Source organism: Pseudonocardia sp. NPDC046786 (assembly GCF_040645415.1).
Taxonomy (GTDB): domain Bacteria; phylum Actinomycetota; class Actinomycetes; order Mycobacteriales; family Pseudonocardiaceae; genus Pseudonocardia; species Pseudonocardia kongjuensis.
Genome location: NZ_JBEYYF010000017.1, coordinates 69,046 through 86,867 on the forward strand (window position 1 = coordinate 69,046; position 17,822 = coordinate 86,867).

Here is a 17,822-nt window from a genome sequence, read left to right on the forward strand (position 1 = left end):
GCAGGTGGGTCGTGTCGGGCGGCCCGGACCGAGCGGGGACCGCAGCGATGAACGCACACCGTCGGCACGGGCCTCCGAGCAGCGCGCCGTCCTCGTCGGCGTCCTGGCTGCGCTGCTCATCGCCGCGACCGTCGTCGCCGGGTCGCTGTCGCTCGCCACGGCGGCACCGCGGGTGCAGGCGGCCGGGGCGCCCGTGGTCGTGCCCGGGGCGACGGTCGCCGAGCTCGTCCCGGCACCGCCCGTCCCGGCACGCGTCGTCCCCGGGTTCCCGCTGCGGGCCGACGAACCGGAGCCGGTGGACGTTGCTCCGGCCGACCGGTGCGACGACCCGGCCTGGTGGAACGCGCGCGGTGCGGGTGACCCCAGCGACTACGTCGCCGCCTGCGGGACCTGGCCGTACTGGGTCGACCGTGGTGCGACCGCCTGCATGCCCGGCGAGCTGGGCTGCCCGGTGGCGCCCTCCGCCGGACCGGGGGTGCCGACCCACACCGGTCCGACCGAGGGGCGCCCGTGGTCACCGGAGTACGGCTACTTCGACGGACGCACCGACGGTCCGCGGAACAGCGACGGCGAGCCGTGCATGCAGGGCAGGGACAACCACGACCCGGACTGCTGATCCGGCCGGGCGGCGAGTCGCCCCGGCGGGTCTGGTGGTCGGGGCGCGCGGCTCTGTAACTTGCGGCGCCCGCACGAGACGATCAGGGACACAGGTGCAACGGTTCGGGATCGACACGCGGAGCCGGCTCGACGCGGTGCGGACCGCCGGATTGCTCGAGTCCGGGCCGGAGGAGGCGTTCAACCGGATCACCCGGCTGGCCGCCTCCTCGGCAACCCGATGGGTCGTCGTCCGGCCCGGAGCTCAGACCGAGCCCTGCTCCACCGGCCCGATGAAGGAGCCCGGCCGGGTCGCCCCGTCCTGACGCTGCACCGGCCCGCCACGCCACGGCACCGTCTGCGACGTCGTCTCGTCCGGCGCGGTGACCACGACCTCGGTGGGCGTCCAGTCCCCGCCGGACAGCGTGGTGATCGTGGTGATCCCGGTGCCGCCGGGCTGCAGCGTGATCGCGGACGGCTCCTCCGCCGAGCGTGGCAGCGAGTACGACGGCCCGAACGTCGGGTCGTCCGGTCCGCGCAGGTCGACGCCGCCGAAACCGGTCATCGTGCACGGCTGGTCGGAGGTGTTCCGCCAGGACAGGATCGTCCGCTGCTGCCCCTCACCGGTGGGCTCGTTGACGGTGGCGGTGAGGCTCGCATCGGTGCAGGGGGCTGCCGCGGTGGCCTGGTCCGCCGATCCGGCCGGCTCGTCCGGCGCCGCCTGCTCCGGCGGCGCGGCCATCTCCCCGGTCGCCGACGGCGCCGGGTCCCCGCCACAGCCGGCGAGCAGCAGACCGGCGGCGAGCAGGCCGGCCACGAACGGTGCGCGTGTGGTTCGCATGTGGACACCCTGTCGCCCGGAACGGGGCATCCGCGCGGCGGAGCGGCAACGAGCACCCGTCCGTGGTGGTGCCGGATCCGGCCCTGATCACGGCACGGGGACCGGCCGCCCGGGCAGCAGCCGCGCCGCCCCGGCGACCGTCAGCGCGGCGACCGCGACCACCGCGTAGGCGGTGCCGACCGGATCGGCCGAGGCCGCGGTCAGGAACCCGACCAGCGTCACCCCGGCCGAGGCGAACAGCTGGACGACGATGAACAGCGCCGCGGTGCCCTGCGCGATCGACTCCCGGGGGAGCACCCGGTACAGCCCGGCGAAGGTCGGTGCGGCGACCGCGCCGAAGCCCAGCCCGAGCAGGAACACCACGCCGAGCACCGCGCCGGCCGGCCAGCGGCCGTGCCCGGCCAGGACGAGGACCGCGGTGGCCGCGGTGACCAGCGCCCCGCCGCGGACCAGGATCCGCGGCCCGGTGCGGTCGCTGACCCGCCCGGACAGCGTCATCGAGATCATCAGGCCCAGCCCGAGCACGGCCACCGGGCACGCCCGGCCAGCCGGATCGAGCGCCGGGAGCACGGTGAGCTGGGTGTACATCACCAGGCCGACCGCGCTCATCACGCCGAGCGCCGCCGCGAACGACGGGATCCGCAGCAGCCGCACGTCCAGCAGCGGGGCGGGCGCGAGCAGCGCGTGCCGGGCGTAGCCGGCCAGCAGCGCGAGCCCGAGCACGACGCAGACGCCGACGGTCACCGCCCCGCTGCCCGCACCGGCCCGGTTCAGCCCGAGCAGCAGCAGCACGAACCCCGGTGGCAGCAGGAGCAGCCCGCGGACGTCGACAGCGGCCCGCTCGCCGGTCGAGCGCGTGCCCGGCACCAGCCGCCAGGCCCCGAGCGCCACCAGCCCGGCGAGCGGGACGTTCAGCCAGAAGATCCACGGCCACGCGCCCGCCCCGACCAGCGCGCCACCGATCAGCGGGCCGGCCACCGGGCCGACGTTGATCACCAGCGAGACCAGCCCCATCACCCGGCCGAGGCTGTCGGCGGGTGCCACCATGCCGACCACCGCGATCGCGGCCGGCTCCAGCAACCCGCCGGACAGGCCCTGCACCGCCCGGAAGACGACCAGGCTCGGCAGGTCCCAGGCGAACCCGCACAGCAGCGAGCTCAGCGCGAAGCCGACCAGCGCGGCCTGCAGCAGCCGGGCCGGGCCCCAGCGCGCGGACAGCCAGCCGACCAGCGGGACCGAGGCGGACGCGGCCACCAGGTAGACGACGGTGACCCAGACGATGCCGGAGATCGGCGCACCCAGCTCGGCGCCGAGCGCACCCAGCGTGGAGGTGACGGTGGTCCCGGTGAGGACGGCCATGAACGCGGCGAGCGCCATCGAGGCGAGGACCCGGCGCGTCCCCGGTGCACCGGCGACCCACGCCGACTCGGTTGTCATGCATGTGAATCTACTAAACGGTGTAGTAAAGTTCAACGCCATCCGGGTAGTGCGTTGCTAGGCTCGGGTCGTGGGCACGACGACGGACATCGGGGACGCGCCGACGGCGCGCAAGCGCGACAAGCGGCGCGCCATCCTCGACGCCGCCGCACCCGTGTTCGGCGAGGCGGGCTACGAGCGGGCGAGCGTGGACGCGATCGCCGGGGCCGCCGGTGTCTCGAAGCCGACCGTCTACTCCTACTTCGGCGGCAAGGAGCAGCTGTTCCGGGAGACCATGGCCGACGTCGCCCGGCAGGTGAACGAGGTCTCCTACCGGCACGTCATCGCGCTCGACCTGCATCCCGACCGGTTCCGGACCGGCCTGCACGAGCTCGGCGTCGCGCTCACCCGCTGTCAGCGCGACGGGTGCGCCGCGTCGCTGTCCCGGCTGGTCCTCGCCGAGAGCCGGCGCGATCCGGCCGTGTTCGAGGAGGTCCGCCGGGCCGGGTTCGGGCCGATCCGGGAGGCGCTCGCCGGGCGGCTCGCCCGGCTCGGCAACGCCGGGCTGCTCGACATCGACGACGCCGACGTCGCCGCCCAGCACTTCATCGCGCTCACCCAGTCCCAGCTCCCCGAGCTGACGGCGGGCGGATCCGCCGAGGCCGACGAGGACCTCGTCGCCTCGGCGGTGGCGCTCGGCGTGGACGCGTTCCTCCGGGCCTACGCGCCCGCTCGCTGAGCCGCCGCTACGGGACCAGCTCGACCCAGCCCCGGATCACCTCCGGCGTCACCTGGTCGACGAGCTCGGGATGGTTCTCCCGGACGTGCTGCTGGACCCGGCGGACCAGCACCTGCTCGTCGCCGTCGCGGACCTCGTAGCCGCACTCGCAGCTGACCTGATGGAGCATGGCGGACTCCCCTGCGGGCAGGGACGGGATCGCGCCCCGTCCGTCGAACTGTGGATATCCGAAGGGTCCTGGAGGTCGTTGTGGCGACGTTGTCGCGACGTGGCAGCGACCTTGTCACCATGACACGGTGCGGATCCAGCTGCATGGGGCCTTCGTCGTCGAGCACGACGGCCGTCCGGTCGATGCGCGGCTGCCCGGACGGCGGGGCCGCCTGCTGGTGGCCTACCTGGCTGCCCACCGGTCGGCGGCGGTCGACCGGTCCGCGCTGATCGAGGTGCTGTGGCGGCCCGGCGTCCCGGACCCCGGCGCGCCACGGGTGTTCGACTCGGTGCTGTCGAAGACCCGCGGCGCGCTCGCCCCCGCCGAGATCCGCGGCCGGTCCGGGCTGCGGCTGGTGCTGCCGTCCGGCGCGTCCGTCGACTCCGACCGGGCGGCGGCCGCCCTGCACGACGCCGAGTCCGCGGCGGGCCGCGGCGACTGGCGGCGGGCGTGGGCGCAGGCGCTGAGCGCCGTGTTCGTCACCCAGCGCGAGTTCCTGCCCGGGTTCGACGACGAGTGGGTCCAGCAGCGGCGGGCCGAGCTCCGGCCGGCCCACGACCGGGCCATGACCTGCTACGCCGAGGCGTGCCTGCGGCTGGGCGGCGCCGAGCTGACCGGCGCCGAGCGCTGCGCGCGCCGGCTGGTCGCGGCCGATCCGCTGGCCGAGCGCGGTCACCTGCTGCTGATGCGGGCGCTCGACGCCCAGGGCGACCGGGCCGCCGCGCTGGCCGTCTTCGCGCGGCTGCAGCGGACCCTGCGCGACGAGCTCGGCGTCTCGCCCGGCCCGGAGGCCGCCGCGCTGCACCGCGCGCTGCTGCGCGACACCGGGTAGCGGGGCGGCCCGCCGTCACCCCGGGCCGTGGCGGACCTCGGCGGTGTCCCACGGCCGGGCTCCGAACTCCGCGGACGCCGGCCGGATGCCGTCGCCCCCGGCGATCGTGTCGTCCACCGCCGACAGGGCGAGGGTGGCGAGCAGGGCGGCGAGCGCCAGCCCGGTGACGACGAGGGCCCGCCGGCAGTTCGACGTGCCGGGCATCTCGGGTGGCGTCTGGGCCGCCGCGACGGCGTGCCGGTCGCTGTGGCGGTGCCGTTGCCACGCCTGGAACCGGAGCCGCTCCTCGTGCTCCAGTCGGTCCATCGGCTCCCCGGCCGACCTGTCCACTCCCCGACCTCCACCGTCCGGACGAACCCGTATGGGCTGTTCAGACGTCCTGTCGAGTACGGCCCCCGGCGTGTTTCCCCAGCTCATCAACTCTGATGACGAGCCGGGTGGTCAGCCGGAGGCCAGCGCGGAGACGGTCGCGGCGATCGTCACCGTGTTGAAGACGAACGCGATCACCGCGTTCGCCGTGACGGTCCGGCGCATCTCGCGGGAGAGCACGGTGACGTCGGTGGTGCCGAACGTCGTCATCACCGACACCGCGAAGTACACGTAGTCCGCCCACTGGGGCACGCCGCCGCCGGGGAACCGCAGGGCGGCCCGATCCTCGACGAGGTCGTCCGCGTGGAACGCGACCGCGAACGAGACGAGCACACACACCCACCCGACCACGATGAGGGCGACCGCCACCGCGATCCGGGCCCCGTCGGGCAGGCTGCCGCCGCCGTGGCCGGGCAGCCACAGCACCGCCACGGCCAGCGCGGTCGCCACGATGAAGATCGAGACACCCGGGCCGGGGGCGGTGCCCAGCACCCAGCGTTCCAGGACGGTCCCGCGGCTCTCCCGGCGCGCCCAGCCGTGGATCTGGGCCGGCGTCGCCGACACGAAGGCGGTGATCGTCAGCACCAGGTAGGCGCTCAGGTAGATGAGCAGGACCACCACCCAGCCGTCGATGACGGCGAGGGTCGTGTCCTGCGTCCGGAGGATCACGACGGTCGCGATCCCGCCGAGCACGGCAAGGACCGAGCTCGCACCGGACCGGCGCCACTCGGGCAGCCAGAACCGGGCCGTTCCCTCCGGCATCGCGCAGCCCTCCTCCGGTCGGCCCGGGTGCCCGCTGCGGCCGGGGCGCGTCCGGAGGGAACGCTAGCCCCTGTGTCGCGGATCTCCGCACCGGACGGGTCGTCCGGCCCGTCCGGCATTGACCGTGCCGCTGCGGCACGGCCTCTACTGGGACCGACGACGGAGAGGGGCGAGTACCGTGTGTGCAGCGATCACAGTGGACCGGGACCCGACGGAACGGACGCGGCTGTGAGCGCGCGCCGGTCCGGGCGCCGGCTGGTGGCGACGCTCGCCGCGGCGCTGGTGCTGGCCGGGCTCGTCACGGCCGGTTCCGCCGCGGCCCGGGACCCGGGCGCGGGGACCGACCGCATCGGCAGCTACTCCTCGTCCGAGGGGCACCTGGCGTACCAGGTGCACGTCCCGCCGTCCTGGCGCCCGGACCGGCCGATGCCGGTGATGGTGGCGGTACACGGCTGCGGCATGACCGGCTACGGACTGAACTCGATGAAGTCGATGACCCGGTTCGACGAACTCGCCGACCGGGAGGGCTTCCTCGTCGTCTACCCGACCCAGTCGTTGCTGCGCAACGGGTTCCTCTGCTGGAACTCGTTGTCGCCCGAGCACCAGGACCGCGACCGCGGCGAGCCGGAGCTGCTCGCCGGGGCCGTCCGCCAGGTGATCGAGGAGTACGGCGCGGATCCCGCCCGGGTGCACGTGTCCGGCGCGTCGTCCGGTGCCGGGACCGCGGTGATCCTCGGCGCCACGTACCCCGACCTGTTCGCGACCGTCACCTCGGTGGCGGGCGGCGAGTACCGCTTCCACCGGGCCGAGCACGACCTGGACGGCGTCTCGCCGGTCGACACCGCGCAGCTCGCGCTGGCGGCGATGGGGCCGCGGGCCCGCCAGGTCCCGCTGATCGTCGTGCAGGGCGAGCTGGACGACGTCGTGCCGCCGATCATGGCCGAACGGCTGGTGCACCAGTGGCTGGTGCTCGGCGCGCTCGTCGCGACCGGCCGGCCGGACGCCGACACCACGCCGCACGCCGTCGAACGCGTCGAACCGCCCGGTGCGCACCCCTACACCCGCACCACCCACCGGGTCCCCGGCCAGGCGACGATCGACTCCTACCTGGTCGAGGGCATGGGGCACACCTGGTCCGGGCCGCGGGCGTCCGGGACGTTCACCGACCGGGCCGGGCCCGACCTGTCGACGATCGTCTGGGAGTTCGCGTCGGAGCGGCCGCTGCGGTGATGCGGCAGGCTGTCCGCACACCATCGGCCTCCGTCCCCGTGGATGAACGGCTCGGCTCCGCACGTTGAACCGCCTGGACCGTCCGGCCTAGTGTTCCCTCGATCTTGCGGGGGTGTCGCAGACCGTCCTCCCGTCACCCCGGAGAAGGAGACCCCCGTGCGCCGCACGTTCCTGGCCATCGCAGCCGCCCTACTGGCGTTCACCGTTCTCGCCGGCTGCAGCAGCGGTGGCTCCGACAGCTCGGACACCCTGCGGATCGGCACCGAGGGCACCTACAGCCCGTTCAGCTTCCAGGGCCCGGACGGCGAGCTCACCGGCTACGACGTCGAGGTCGCCCGCGCCGTCGGCGCCAAGCTCGGCCGCGAGGTCGAGTTCGTCCAGACCCCGTGGGACTCGATCTTCGCCGCGCTGGAGTCCCAGCGCATCGATCTGGTCGCCAACCAGGTCACGATCAACGAGGAGCGGCAGGCCCGCTACGACCTGTCCACCCCGTACACCGTGTCCGAGGGCGTGATCGTCACCCGCGCCGACGACACCACCATCAGCACCCTCGCCGACCTGCAGGGACGCACCACCGCGCAGTCCGCGACCAGCAACTGGGCCGACGTCGCCCGCGAGGCCGGCGCGAACGTCGAGGCCGTCGAGGGCTTCGTGCAGGCCGTGCAGCTGCTCAAGGACGGCCGGGTCGACGCCACCGTCAACGACACCCTCGCCGTCGGCGAGTACGCGCAGACCACCGGCGACACCGGGGTGAAGGTCGCCGGCACCACCGGCGACACCAGCGAGCAGGCGTTCGCCGCCCGCAAGGACAGCGGGCTGATCGCCGACGTCGACCGCGCACTGGCCGAGCTGCGGGCCGAGGGCACGCTGGCCCAGCTGTCCGAGAAGTACTTCGGCGCCGACGTCAGCGGCCGGTAGGTGGATCCCGCCACCTGGGAGCTGATCGGCCGCAACCTGTGGCCGATGCTGCGGGCGACGGTCACCATGACCATCCCGCTCACCGCGATCAGCTTCGTCATCGGTCTCGTACTGGCACTGTTGCTGGCGCTGGCCCGGATCTCGTCGATCGCGCCGCTGTCCTGGCTCGCCCGGGTCTACATCTCGATCATCCGCGGCACGCCGCTGCTGGTGCAGCTGTTCATCGTCTTCTACGCGCTGCCGCAGTTCGGACTGGTGATCGACCCGTTCCCGTCGGCGATCGTCGCGTTCAGCCTGAACGTCGGCGGCTACGCGGCCGAGGTGATCCGGGCGGCGATCCTCAGCATCCCGAAGGGACAGTGGGAGGCCGCGCAGACCATCGGCATGGGGTACACCACCACGCTGCGCCGGGTGATCCTCCCGCAGGCCGCGCGGACCGCCGTCCCCCCGCTGTCGAACACGCTGATCTCGCTGGTCAAGGACACCTCGCTGGCCTCGACCATCCTGGTCACCGAGCTGCTGCGGGTGGCGCAGCTGGCGGCGGCGCCGACGTTCGACTTCTTCGCCCTCTACGGCGTCGCCGCGGTGTACTACTGGGTGCTCTGCCTGCTGCTGTCCTCGGTGCAGGTACGGGTGGAGACACGGCTGGAGAGGTACGTGGCGCGATGAGCGACCTGCTGACCGTGCGGGGCCTGCGGAAGTCCTTCGGGACGCTGGAGGTGCTGCGCGACATCTCGTTCGACGTGCCGGCCGGGTCCGTCACCGCGGTGATCGGGCCGTCCGGGTCGGGCAAGACGACGGTGCTGCGCTCGCTGAACGCGCTCGACCGGCCGGACGCCGGGGTGATCGGCATCGGCGACGTCACCGTCGACTTCGGCGGCCCGGTGGACCGGGCGACACTGGCCCGCTTCCGCGCCCAGAGCGCGATGGTCTTCCAGGCGCACAACCTGTTCCCGCACCGCACGGTGCTGCAGAACGTCGTCGAGGGCCCGATCGTCGTCCAGAAGCGCCCGCGCGAGCAGGCGGTCGCCGACGCCCGGCGGCTGCTCGACCAGGTGGGCCTGGCCGAGAAGGCCGACCAGTACCCGTACCAGCTCTCCGGCGGCCAGCAGCAGCGCGTCGGGATCGCCCGGGCGCTCGCCCTGGAACCGCAGCTGATGCTGTTCGACGAGCCCACCTCGGCGCTGGATCCCGAGCTCGTCGGGGACGTCCTGCGGGTGATCAAGGACCTGGCGGCCGGCGGCTGGACGATGGTGATCGTGACCCACGAGATCCGGTTCGCCCAGCAGGTCGCCGACCAGGTGCTGTTCGTCGACGGTGGGGTGGTCGCCGAGTCCGGGCCGCCGGCGCAGGTGCTGGTGGAGCCCGGGCAGGCCCGTACCCGGCAGTTCCTTGCCCGCATCCTGGACCCGATCTAGCGGCCGCCCGCAACCGGACCGGCGGCGGCGAGGACCTCGCCGCCGACGCCCTGCTGCGCGCCTACCGGGCGCTCTGCGGGTACCCGGCGGAGCGGATCCGGGCGCTGCGGGTGCGCCCGTGGCTGCTCACGATCCTGCGCAACACCGCACGCAACCGGGCCCGGCCGAGCTGGCCGAGCGCGGTGAGCTGCAACGCGCGCTCGGCGTCGCACTCGGTGCGCTGCCGGAGGTGCAGCGGACCGCGCGGTCGTGCTCCGGCACGTCCAGGGACTGCCGACCGCCGAGATCGCCCAGGTGATCGGCTGCGCGGAGGGCACCGCGAAGTCGCACGTGTCCCGCGGGCTCACCGGCCTGCGCGCGGTCATGGCCGCACGCCCCCGTCCCCTCGAGGGGAGACCCCACTCATGACCCCGCCGACCCCGACCACCGACCCGCTGTTCGCCGCACTCACCGGGCTCGGTGCGACCGCCCCGGCCGGCTTCGACGACCTGGTGTTCACCCGGTGGACGAGCGCCCCCAGCCGGCTCGGCGACGTCCGGGTCGCGTTCGCCGCCGACGGTGCGCAGTTCGTGCGTCCGGTCGCCGGCACCGACGACGCCACGTTCGCCGCCGAGTACCGCAGCCGGTTCGCCCGGCCGCTGCGCGCGGCCCGGCGGCTGCCCGCGGGGATCGGCCCCGCGCTGCGCGGCGCCGCCGGGGCACAGTCCGAGCTGGACCTGGCCGCCGGGAGCCCGTTCGAGCGGGCGATGCTCGCCGCGACCCGGCGGATCCCGGCCGGGCAGGTCCGCCCGTACTCCTGGGTCGCCCGGGAGGCCGGGCACCCCGGTGCGGTCCGCGCGGCCGGCACCGTGCTGGCCCGCAACCCGCTGCCGCTGCTCGTGCCCTGTCACCGGGTCGTCCGCGCCGACGGCGCGCTCGGCGACTACATGTTCGGCCCGGACCGCAAGGCGGAGCTGCTCACCGCCGAGGGCGCCGATCTCACCGAGCTGGCGTCGCTGACCCGGGCGGGTGTGCACTTCCTGGCCAGCGACACCACCGGGATCGTCTGCTCCCCGACCTGCCGCGACGCCCGCCGGATCACCCCGGCGCACCGGCACGGCTTCCGCACCCTCGACGACGCCCGCCGGGCCGGCTACCGGCCGTGCCGCATTTGCCGGCCGGCCGCCGCCTGACGACGTGACAGCCGAGCAGCCGCCGGTGGACCCTGCTCGGCGCCGACGGCCGCCCGTACCCCGCTCCGGGGCCCGGCACCCTGGGCGGACACCGGCGGCAGCGGCTCTGCGGGCGCCTGGACTGCCCGTCCGCGAACCGGGCCATCGCCCGCGGCCGCTACCTGAGGCACCGGTCTTCTTCGCCGACGCGGCCACCGCGGTCGCCGCACCGCTTCGCCGCCTGCAAGCAGCAGTGCGGACCGGAGAGCGCCCGACCCGGCCGCGTTCCCCGGTGCAACCGACGACGCCGTCCGGGGGTCTGCACCGTGACAGCCGCACACCCGCACAGCGACAGGAGCACCCCGTCATGTCGATCCCGGCCACCGCCGCCCGCCGCACCGTCGTCCGCGACACCAGCCTGGGACCGGTCACCCTCTCCGCCTCCCCGCAGGGCCGGACCCGTCTGCGCCTGGGCCGCCCCGCCGCGGCCGTGCACGATCAGCGGCCCGGGCCCGGCAGCGCCGAGCACGCGCTGCTGGAGCAGGCCGTCGCCGAGCTCGGCGAGTACCTGACCGGTCTCCGCAGCACGTTCGAGGTGCCGGTCGACCTGTCCGGCGTCGAGCCGGAGCACCGCCGGGTGCTCGACGAGCTGTGCGCGACCGGCTACGGGCGCACCCGCAGCTACCGGGAGCTCGCCCGCGCCGCGGGCCTGACCGAGGACGGTCCGCGCCGGGCCGGGGCGGCCTGCGCGCGCAATCCGGTCCTGGTCGTCGTCCCGTGCCACCGGACCGTGTCGGTCACCGGGGCGCTCACCGGCTACGCCGGCGGCCTGCCCGTCCCCGGCGGCCTCAGCGGGAGCCCCCGGTAACGCACCTTCGGTTGCCCGATCGCGGACGCGCCGCGTGACAGGTTGACGAAGTCAATGTAGCGTTTACATTGTGAAGGAGAACCTGACAGAAGCCGTCCGGGCCCTGCGCGGCCGGGCCGACGCACTCCTCGCCGCCCGCGTGCTCACCGCCGACGAGGACTGGGCGGGCGCCGTCCAGCGGGCGCTGGCCGTCCGGTCCGCCGCCGACGACGTGGTGCGTGCCGTCGTGCACGAGGCGCGACGGGCCGGCGCGACCTGGCAGGTCATCGGCGACGCACTCGGTGTGAGCCGCCAGGCCGCCTTCCAGCGCTACGGGAAACCGATCGACCCCAGAACCGGAGAACCCATGAACACCACCCCCCTCGCCGGCGCCACCGATCTCGCCACCACGACGGTCGAGGACCTGGCCGCCGGCCGCTGGTCGCGCGTCACCGCGCAGTTCGACCCGACCATGCGCGAGGGCCTGTCGGAGGACGCGCTCGCCGCCGCCTGGGCACAGATCATCGGCCTGTCCGGAGCCTTCGAGGCGCACGGCGAGCCCGAGGTCTCGCGGGCCGGCGACCTGACCGTCACCGACACCCGGCTCACGATGGAGGCCGGCGACTACACCGCCCGCATCAGCTACCGCGACGACCACACCATCGCCGGCCTGTACATCCTCCCCGCGGACGCGTCGTGACCACGACGTCCACCGGCGGCGCGAACCCGGCCGCGGCCCCGTCCGCGACCGGGGTCGCCGGCCGCGCGGCCGGGATCGACCTGCGGTCGATCCTCGTGTTCCTCGTCGTGGCGTTCGGGCTCGCCTGGCTCGTCACGCTCCCGCTCTGGCTCGGCGACGGGCTCGCCGAGCCCTCGTTCACGCTCGTGGCCGCGGTCATGATGACGACCCCGGCGATCGCCGCCCTCGTCGTCGTGTTCCTCGTGGAACGGCCGGCGCACCGGTGGCGGGCCCTCGGACTGTGGCCGCTGCGACCGTTCGGGAGACTGTTCGGCTACATCGCGGCGGGCATCGCGGTGGCCATGGCGCTCGTCCTCGTCGCGCTCCCGGTCGGCGCGCTGCTCGGGGTGTACCCGGCCGACTTCACCGGCTTCTCCGCCTTCCGGGAGACTCTGGCGGCCCAGGTCGGCCCGGGCCTGGTGCCCGAGTCGGTCGGCGTGATCGTCGCCACCCAGCTCGCCCTGGTGCCGCTCGCCGCCGTCCTCGGCGTCCTCCCGGCGCTGGGCGAGGAGATCGGATGGCGGGGATGGCTACTGCCGAAGCTGATGCCGCTCGGCGCCGTCCCGGCGATCCTGATCTCCGGCGTCGTCTGGGGCACCTGGCACGCCCCGGTCCTCCTGCTCGGCTACAACTACCCGGACGCTCCGAGCTGGCTGGGCGTGCTCTCCATGATCGGGATGTGCACCGTGGTGGGTGCGATCTTCGGCTGGCTGCGGCTGCGGTCCGGATCGGTGTGGCCCGCGGCGCTGGCGCACTCCGCGTTCAACGCGACGGCCGTGTCGTTCCTGCTGTTCGCGATGGCCGGGGTCCCCGTGGACACCACGCAGGCGACCGTCCTCGGCTGGAGCGGGTGGATCGTCCCGCTGGTCGTGATCGTCCTGCTCGTCGCCACCGGGCGGTTCGCGCCGGTGGCCGAGCGGTCCGAGGGCCGAGCGCTGTCGAGCCGATCCGGCGGTCGGCACCGCACGGTCCGGTGAGCACCGGATCCGCCGGACGGAGCGATCCGCCGGTAGCCGCCGTTGATCACCACCCGAGCCGTGCGCTCGCTCGTGGGCCGGGCGGCGCGGAAGTGTCGGTGCCCGTGCCTATCGTCCGCCACATGGGCGAGCCGGAGGCATTCGATCGGACGCGTCGGGACTACGACGCCGTCGCCGAGATCTACGACGAGATGGTGCGGAGGGGCGATCTCGTCACCGACGCCTTCTGCACAGCGATGGTCGACACCTTCGCTCATCTCGTCCGCGCGGGTGGGTCGGAGAACGACGTGCTCGATGCCGGTTGTGGACCCGGCCAGTGGACCGACCACCTCGATCGGGCCGGTGTCCGGGCCCACGGGATCGATCTGTCGCCGGCCATGATCACGATCGCCCATCGACGTCGCCCCGACCTGCGCTACGAGGTCGGCTCCATGCTCGAGCTGAAGGCACCGGACCAGTCGATCGCCGGCATCCTGGCCGGCTTCTCGCTGATCCACACGCCGCCGGAGCTCCTGCCCCGGATCCTGGCCGGGTTCGCCCGAGCGATCGAGCCGGGCGGGCCGCTCCTCGTAGGCGTGCAGGTCACCGACACCGCGGGCGCCGACGGCTGGGTCCCGTACGACCACAAGGCTTCTCCCGCCTACCTGTGGAACCTGGACGTGCTCAGCGATCTGGTGCGCGTCCGTGGCTTCCGCGAGCTCGGGCGCATGCGCATCGCTCCGCCCGCCCCGGGCAAGCCCCCGGCCGGCTACCTGTTGATGCGCCAGGAAGCTCGCTAGCCGGTACCGGGCTCGCGGAGCGTGCGGGCGCCGTCGGGGTGGCTCGCCCGCAGGCGCGCAGCGCGGCGAGCCACTACATGAAAAAGCCCTCGGTAGCCGAACTACCAGGGGACTCTCGGAGCCGCCTGCGGGAATCGAACCCGCGACCTACGCATTACGAGTGCGTTGCTCTGGCCGTCTGAGCTAAGGCGGCGTGCTGCACGTCAAGTGTAGCGACCGCCCACGAGCCTCCCGCGCAGCCCCCGTCACCCGGCGCCCCCGGCGTCCGGTACCGGTCCGCCGGCGAACGGGAACCGCGGACCGGCCTCCCACGGCCCGCCGTCGTAGCGCCACAGCGCCAGCCCGGTCACCGTCGCGTCCCACGGCGTGAAGCCCGCGGTGAGCGACGCGTGCAGTGCCCGGGCCCGCTCCGGGGTCACCTTGTTCTGCACGGTCACGTGCAGGTCGGACTTGCCGGCGTCCTGCCCGGTCAGGTGCTCGTGCCAGCGGACGGCGAGGGACCGGCGCAGGGCGAGCAGCTCCGGCGAGTCCAGTGTGTACGCGACGCCGCGGCCGAGCGAGCGGATCCCGGACACCCGCGCGGTCACCGGTGCCCGCGCGGTGGCGACGGCGACATCGGCGACCACATCGGACAGCGTCGGCGCGGGCAGCGCGTGGAACAGGGTGAGGTGCGCCCCGACCAGCAGGCGCTCGGGCGGGAAGTGCCGGGTGCGGAGCCCGTCGAGGTGACGGCGGGTGGGCTCGTCGAGCAGGGCGGTGAGGATCAGCGGCCGGTCATCCACGGTGCAGCGCGGTCATCATCGCCTCGACCGCGATCCGCGGCTTGACGTTCTGTTCGAGCGCCTCCCGGCAGGCCAGCACCGCCTCCAGCCTGCGCAGCGACGACTCCGCCCCCCACTCGGCCGCGGCGAGCCGCACCTCGCGGTCCCGGTCCGGGTTGGTCAGTGCGACCTGCGCGCCGCACGCCACGACGATCGTGTCCCGGTAGAAGCCGGCCAGGTCGACCAGCGCCCGGTCCAGGGCGTCGCGCTGCGTGCGGGTGGCGCGGCTCTTCTGCCGTTTCTCCAGGTCGCGCTCGGCCGCCTTCGCCGACCGGGCGGCCGCGGCGGCGCCCTTGCCGCTCCCGCCGGCACCCATGGCGACGGCCAGCTCCTCGCGCTCCGCGTCGTCCCGGGAGGAGCGCAGCTCCTCGGCCTCGCCCTCCGCGGAGCGGATCAGCACCTCGGTGTGGAAGAACGCGTCGCCGAGCCGGCGCAGCTTCGTCGGCACACCGAGGATCTCCTCCCGCCGGGCGCGGGCCTGGGCGTCGCGGGCCAGGCGGCGGGCCCGGCCGACGTGCCCCCCGCACACCGACGCGGCCCACTGCGCCTGCTCGGGATCGATCCCGTCGCGGTCGCGCAGCACGCCGGCGACGGCCTCCGGGGACGGGCTGCGCAGGTGCACCAGCCGGCAGCGGGAGCGGATGGTGACCGGGACGTCGTCCGGATGGTCGGACGGTGCGCACAGCAGGAACACCGTCTCCGGCGCCGGTTCCTCGACCGCCTTGAGCAGCGCGTTCGACGCGCCCTCGGTGAGCCGGTCGGCGTCGGCGATGATCACGATCTGCCAGCGCCCGGTGGCCGGCCTGCGGGCCGCGAGCTGCACCAGCGAGCGCATCTCGGCGACCGAGATCGACAGACCCTCGGGGACGATCTCGCGCACGTCGGAGTGCGTGCCGGCCAGCACGGTCCGGCAGGCCGCGCACTCGCCGCAGCCCTGGTACGGGCACTGCAGCGCGGCCGCGAAAGCCCGCGCCGCGTTCGAGCGGCCGGACCCGGGGGGCCCGGTGAACAGCCAGGCGTGGGTCATCGCGGTGGGATCGGACGCGGCACCGCCCAGCTCGGCGACGGCGGCGGGCTGCCCGACGACGTCGGCCCAGACGCTCACGACGCCCCCTCCGGCGCCACGACGACGCCGGGTGCGGCCGGCAGCAGCGGCAGCACACCGTCGCCGACCCGGGCGGCGACCTCGTCGGGGTCGCCGTCGGCGTCGACGACCACGTGCCGGCCCGGCTCGGGGGCCAGCGCCCGGGCCAGCAGCCGCTGCACCCGGGCGTGCTCGATCCCGGCCACCCCGGGCTCCGCGCGGGACTGCGGCGCCCGGTCGAGCAGCACCGTCAGGTCGGGACGCAGGCCGCCGGTCGCCCACCGGGCGAGGCTCTCCAGCTCGCCGTCGTCCGGCCCGGTGCCGGTCTGCTCGGCGGCGACCCCGAACCGGGCGAGCGGGCCGGCCACGAACCGGTCCACGATGACGACGGCGCCGGCGGCGAGCGACGGCCGCACCACACGTTCCACCAGGTCGGCCCGGACCGCGGCGGCGGCGAGTGCCCGCGCGCGCAGTCCCTCGAGATCGGCCGGACCTCCGGCGCGCTCCTGGTGACCGGGTTCGACGACGTCGTACCCCAGCCGGCGCAGCGCGCCCGCGAGCCGGCCGGCCTGGTCGACGGTGTCCTGCGGCGTCGCGCCCTCGATCGCAATCAGGACGCCGGCGCCGGTCCGCCGCTCGCCGGAGCGCAGCGCCGAGACCAGGTCCCTGACCAGCGGCTCGAACCCGCGATCGTCCATCTGCCGGTAGGCGATGGTGCCGACCACGGCGGCGACGAGGCCGCCGCCCGCCAGCACGAACCGGGTGCCGTCGACCAGGAACTCGGTCCCGCCGATCGTGATCGGCCGGGTCGCGACGAGGCCGACGACGATCGGGACCAGCGACATCGAGCCGAGCAGCACCAGCCGCACCAGCGACTGGACGAAGGCGTTGATCCGGCCGCGGATCCCGTCCGCGACCTGGGTGCCGATGATCGTGAGGCCGGTGAGGAACGCGATCCCGGCGAAGGCGCCGACGAACATCACCGCGGCGATCGCCATGAACAGGTGCACGGCCACCGCGACGACGACGAGCGACAGCCCGGCCGCAACGATCGCGGTGCCGAACAGCCGGTTGTGCGGCAGCCGCTGGGCCAGTCGCGGGCCGATCCCCATCCCGATCGCCAGTCCGGCGAAGACCGACCCGAACAACACCGAGTAGGCGGCGTCGCCGCCGCCGAGGCTGGACGCGTAGAGCTTCGCGGTGGCGATCACCGCGCCGCCCGCGGTGAAGGCGCCGACGATGCCGATGACCAGGCCGCGCACCAGCGGGGTGTCGATCACGAACCGGAAGCCGTCGCGGAGCAGGAACAGCATCGACGGCGGCGCCTGCCTGCGGTCCGCGGCGCCCGGCCGCCCGGACACCTCGCGGATCCGGAAGAACACGACCAGCGCGGAGATCAGGAAGGCGAACGAGTTGACGAACAGCGCGATGTGGACGGCCGTCGCCGGGTCGGCGTCGATCAGCGGGGCGAGCTTGCTGACCAGCGCGAACAGCCCGGCACCCGCGAGCACCGCGACGCCGTAGGTGACGACCAGGCCGAGCTGGGCGGCGGCCTCCATCTGGTCCGGTCGGCGCAGCAGGTTGGGGACCGCCGCGTCCTTCGCCGGGATCCAGAACATGGTGCACAGCTCGATCAGCAGGGTGACCACGAGCAGCCACCACAGCGACCCGACGAACGGGATCGAGATCAGCAGTCCGAACTTCAGCAGGTCGCAGGTGACCATCACCTTGCGCCGGTCGAACCGGTCGGCCAGCACCCCGGCCAGCGGCCCGAACAGCAGCGACGGGATCAGCTTCGTCGCGACGACACCGCCCAGCGCGAAGCTCTGCGCGGTGTAACCGGCGCCCGCGGTGAGATGGGTGGCGAGCGAGGTGAGCGCCAGCAGCGACATCCACTCGCCGGTCGAGGTGAGCGCGGTGACCGACCACAGCCTGCGGAACGCGGGGATGGCCAGCACCGACGACACCCGGTGCGCGGTGGAGGCGGGCTGCGGCGACGCGGACGTGACGATCGCGGCTCACCTCCTCACGGATCGCGACCGTGCGGACGGCGGCAGTCGGGGACCGTCCGGATCACCAGCGTAGTCGGGGGGGCCG

22 protein-coding genes and 1 tRNA gene are annotated in these 17,822 nt (G+C 74.4%); 13 read left to right on the top strand and 10 right to left on the bottom strand.

Annotation, left to right across the window (positions count from 1 at the left end):
* Positions 1-4 precede the first annotated feature (4 nt).
* Positions 5-616, top strand: coding sequence for a hypothetical protein (locus ABZ881_RS20610; protein ID WP_358486742.1), 612 nt, complete (start codon positions 5-7; stop codon positions 614-616).
* Between the two features lie 243 nt (positions 617-859).
* Here ABZ881_RS20610 and ABZ881_RS20615 read toward each other — a convergent pair whose 3' ends face one another.
* Entirely contained in the window at positions 860-1,435 is a 576-nt protein-coding gene (locus tag ABZ881_RS20615) for a DUF4232 domain-containing protein (RefSeq protein ID WP_358486743.1), read from the bottom strand.
* Positions 1,436-1,522: 87 nt separating this feature from the next.
* On the bottom strand, positions 1,523-2,872 hold the full coding sequence (locus ABZ881_RS20620; protein ID WP_358486746.1) for an MFS transporter: 1,350 nt from the start codon (positions 2,870-2,872) through the stop codon (positions 1,523-1,525).
* Positions 2,873-2,942: 70 nt separating this feature from the next.
* Here ABZ881_RS20620 and ABZ881_RS20625 point away from each other — a divergent pair, with 70 nt between their 5' ends.
* The gene (locus ABZ881_RS20625) at positions 2,943-3,590 is read left to right on the top strand and encodes a TetR/AcrR family transcriptional regulator (RefSeq protein WP_358486748.1); all 648 of its coding nucleotides are present in this window, start codon (positions 2,943-2,945) and stop codon (positions 3,588-3,590) included.
* A gap of 7 nt (positions 3,591-3,597) precedes the next feature.
* Here the strand turns inward: ABZ881_RS20625 and ABZ881_RS20630 are convergent, their stop codons facing one another.
* Positions 3,598-3,759 carry a DUF1059 domain-containing protein gene (locus ABZ881_RS20630; protein WP_358486750.1) on the bottom strand — a complete coding sequence of 54 codons (162 nt, stop codon included), beginning with the start codon at positions 3,757-3,759 and terminating at the stop codon, positions 3,598-3,600.
* 127 nt (positions 3,760-3,886) lie between these two features.
* Here ABZ881_RS20630 and ABZ881_RS20635 point away from each other — a divergent pair, with 127 nt between their 5' ends.
* On the top strand, positions 3,887-4,630 hold the full coding sequence (locus ABZ881_RS20635) for a BTAD domain-containing putative transcriptional regulator (RefSeq protein ID WP_358486751.1): 744 nt from the start codon (positions 3,887-3,889) through the stop codon (positions 4,628-4,630).
* Positions 4,631-4,645: 15 nt separating this feature from the next.
* Here the strand turns inward: ABZ881_RS20635 and ABZ881_RS20640 are convergent, their stop codons facing one another.
* Both ABZ881_RS20640 and ABZ881_RS20645 read right to left on the bottom strand, forming a co-directional pair.
* Entirely contained in the window at positions 4,646-4,936 is a 291-nt protein-coding gene (locus tag ABZ881_RS20640) for a hypothetical protein (RefSeq protein ID WP_358486753.1), read from the bottom strand.
* Positions 4,937-5,071: 135 nt separating this feature from the next.
* Positions 5,072-5,761: a DUF1345 domain-containing protein gene (locus ABZ881_RS20645; protein WP_358486756.1), complete on the bottom strand. Its 690-nt coding sequence runs from the start codon at positions 5,759-5,761 to the stop codon at positions 5,072-5,074.
* A 228-nt stretch (positions 5,762-5,989) separates the two neighbouring features.
* Between ABZ881_RS20645 and ABZ881_RS20650 the strand changes: the two genes are divergently transcribed.
* From ABZ881_RS20650 to ABZ881_RS20665, 4 genes are all read left to right on the top strand, one after another.
* On the top strand, positions 5,990-6,991 hold the full coding sequence (locus ABZ881_RS20650; protein WP_358486760.1) for a PHB depolymerase family esterase: 1,002 nt from the start codon (positions 5,990-5,992) through the stop codon (positions 6,989-6,991).
* Between the two features lie 156 nt (positions 6,992-7,147).
* Positions 7,148-7,909: an amino acid ABC transporter substrate-binding protein gene (locus tag ABZ881_RS20655; RefSeq protein WP_358486762.1), complete on the top strand. Its 762-nt coding sequence runs from the start codon at positions 7,148-7,150 to the stop codon at positions 7,907-7,909.
* A complete protein-coding gene (locus ABZ881_RS20660) occupies positions 7,910-8,578 on the top strand; it encodes an amino acid ABC transporter permease (protein WP_358486764.1) in 669 nt (222 codons plus the stop codon).
* Positions 8,575-9,327 carry an amino acid ABC transporter ATP-binding protein gene (locus ABZ881_RS20665; protein WP_344021652.1) on the top strand — a complete coding sequence of 251 codons (753 nt, stop codon included), beginning with the start codon at positions 8,575-8,577 and terminating at the stop codon, positions 9,325-9,327. Before ABZ881_RS20660 ends, ABZ881_RS20665 begins: the two co-directional genes overlap by 4 nt.
* Positions 9,328-9,388: 61 nt before the next feature.
* Here the strand turns inward: ABZ881_RS20665 and ABZ881_RS20670 are convergent, their stop codons facing one another.
* Positions 9,389-9,520: a hypothetical protein gene (locus tag ABZ881_RS20670; RefSeq protein WP_358486767.1), complete on the bottom strand. Its 132-nt coding sequence runs from the start codon at positions 9,518-9,520 to the stop codon at positions 9,389-9,391.
* A gap of 56 nt (positions 9,521-9,576) precedes the next feature.
* Between ABZ881_RS20670 and ABZ881_RS20675 the strand changes: the two genes are divergently transcribed.
* From ABZ881_RS20675 to ABZ881_RS20700, 6 genes are all read left to right on the top strand, one after another.
* Entirely contained in the window at positions 9,577-9,735 is a 159-nt protein-coding gene (locus ABZ881_RS20675; protein WP_358486769.1) for a sigma factor-like helix-turn-helix DNA-binding protein, read from the top strand.
* On the top strand, positions 9,732-10,499 hold the full coding sequence (locus ABZ881_RS20680) for a methylated-DNA--[protein]-cysteine S-methyltransferase (protein WP_358486771.1): 768 nt from the start codon (positions 9,732-9,734) through the stop codon (positions 10,497-10,499). Before ABZ881_RS20675 ends, ABZ881_RS20680 begins: the two co-directional genes overlap by 4 nt.
* 346 nt (positions 10,500-10,845) lie before the next feature.
* Entirely contained in the window at positions 10,846-11,346 is a 501-nt protein-coding gene (locus tag ABZ881_RS20685) for a methylated-DNA--[protein]-cysteine S-methyltransferase (protein ID WP_358486773.1), read from the top strand.
* 70 nt (positions 11,347-11,416) lie between these two features.
* Positions 11,417-12,025, top strand: a complete 609-nt coding sequence (locus ABZ881_RS20690) for a DUF3887 domain-containing protein (RefSeq protein WP_358486776.1) — start codon at positions 11,417-11,419, stop codon at positions 12,023-12,025.
* Entirely contained in the window at positions 12,022-13,041 is a 1,020-nt protein-coding gene (locus ABZ881_RS20695) for a type II CAAX endopeptidase family protein (RefSeq protein WP_358486777.1), read from the top strand. Before ABZ881_RS20690 ends, ABZ881_RS20695 begins: the two co-directional genes overlap by 4 nt.
* 122 nt (positions 13,042-13,163) lie before the next feature.
* The gene (locus ABZ881_RS20700) at positions 13,164-13,820 is read left to right on the top strand and encodes a class I SAM-dependent methyltransferase (RefSeq protein WP_358486779.1); all 657 of its coding nucleotides are present in this window, start codon (positions 13,164-13,166) and stop codon (positions 13,818-13,820) included.
* Between the two features lie 119 nt (positions 13,821-13,939).
* Here ABZ881_RS20700 and ABZ881_RS20705 read toward each other — a convergent pair.
* From ABZ881_RS20705 to ABZ881_RS20720, 4 genes are all read right to left on the bottom strand, one after another.
* Positions 13,940-14,013 (bottom strand) — tRNA-Thr (locus ABZ881_RS20705).
* Positions 14,014-14,065: 52 nt separating this feature from the next.
* Positions 14,066-14,602 carry a 2'-5' RNA ligase family protein gene (locus ABZ881_RS20710; protein ID WP_358486782.1) on the bottom strand — a complete coding sequence of 179 codons (537 nt, stop codon included), beginning with the start codon at positions 14,600-14,602 and terminating at the stop codon, positions 14,066-14,068.
* Positions 14,595-15,746 (bottom strand): DNA polymerase III subunit delta', encoded by a 1,152-nt coding sequence (locus ABZ881_RS20715; protein ID WP_358486783.1) that lies wholly within the window; start codon positions 15,744-15,746, stop codon positions 14,595-14,597. The genes ABZ881_RS20710 and ABZ881_RS20715 overlap by 8 nt, the downstream gene beginning before the upstream one ends.
* Entirely contained in the window at positions 15,743-17,683 is a 1,941-nt protein-coding gene (locus tag ABZ881_RS20720; RefSeq protein WP_358486786.1) for a dTMP kinase, read from the bottom strand. The genes ABZ881_RS20715 and ABZ881_RS20720 overlap by 4 nt, the downstream gene beginning before the upstream one ends.
* Positions 17,684-17,822 lie beyond the last annotated feature (139 nt).

Excerpts from the sequence above, each read along its gene's own strand:
- ABZ881_RS20615 (WP_358486743.1), bottom strand. The coding sequence starts at position 1,435 with ATGCGAACCACACGCGCACCGTTCGTGGCCGGCCTGCTCGCCGCCGGT.
- ABZ881_RS20620 (WP_358486746.1), bottom strand. The coding sequence starts at position 2,872 with ATGACAACCGAGTCGGCGTGGGTCGCCGGTGCACCGGGGACGCGCCGG.
- ABZ881_RS20630 (WP_358486750.1), bottom strand. The coding sequence starts at position 3,759 with ATGCTCCATCAGGTCAGCTGCGAGTGCGGCTACGAGGTCCGCGACGGC.
- ABZ881_RS20640 (WP_358486753.1), bottom strand. The coding sequence starts at position 4,936 with ATGGACCGACTGGAGCACGAGGAGCGGCTCCGGTTCCAGGCGTGGCAA.
- ABZ881_RS20645 (WP_358486756.1), bottom strand. The coding sequence starts at position 5,761 with ATGCCGGAGGGAACGGCCCGGTTCTGGCTGCCCGAGTGGCGCCGGTCC.
- ABZ881_RS20665 (WP_344021652.1), top strand. The coding sequence starts at position 8,575 with ATGAGCGACCTGCTGACCGTGCGGGGCCTGCGGAAGTCCTTCGGGACG.
- ABZ881_RS20680 (WP_358486771.1), top strand. The coding sequence starts at position 9,732 with ATGACCCCGCCGACCCCGACCACCGACCCGCTGTTCGCCGCACTCACC.
- ABZ881_RS20685 (WP_358486773.1), top strand. The coding sequence starts at position 10,846 with ATGTCGATCCCGGCCACCGCCGCCCGCCGCACCGTCGTCCGCGACACC.
- ABZ881_RS20700 (WP_358486779.1), top strand. The coding sequence starts at position 13,164 with ATGGGCGAGCCGGAGGCATTCGATCGGACGCGTCGGGACTACGACGCC.